1 protein-coding gene is annotated in these 431 nt (G+C 63.8%); it reads left to right on the top strand.

Annotation, left to right across the window (positions count from 1 at the left end; genetic code table 11):
• On the top strand, positions 1-431 hold a 431-nt coding region (locus QP415_RS10815; RefSeq protein ID WP_285100052.1), incomplete at both ends, for a transposase.

Genomic DNA, 431 nt, shown 5'->3' with positions numbered 1-431 from the left:
CCCGACACGTGGCGAAGCCGCATCGAGATCGTCGCGATGGATGGATTCACCGGGTTCAAAAGCGCAGCCACTGAAGAACTCCCCGGCGCGAGGGCGGTCATGGACCCCTTCCACGTCGTGCACCTGGCTGGCAACGCCTTGGATGAGTGTCGCAGACGCATTCAGCAAGAACTCCACCACCGGCGCGGGCGTGCCACCGACCCCCTGTACAAGGCCCGCAGGATGTTACACACCCGCTCATGCCTGCTCACGCCACGCCAGCAGCACCAACTACTCAACCTGTTTTCCGGTGAGGAGCACGTCGCGCTCGAGGTCACTTGGAGCGCCTACCAGAACATCATCGACGCCTACCGCGCGCCCGACACGGACGCGGGTAAGGCCCTGATGGAAGCCGAAATCAACACCCTGACCTCCACGCGTGTACCGAGGGG

It is taken from the genome of Pauljensenia sp. UMB3104 (genome assembly GCF_030217285.1).
Classification (GTDB): Bacteria; Actinomycetota; Actinomycetes; order Actinomycetales; family Actinomycetaceae; genus Pauljensenia.
The sequence above is the reverse complement of the archived record's forward strand: the minus strand, read 5'-3'. Positions and strand labels throughout refer to the sequence as shown.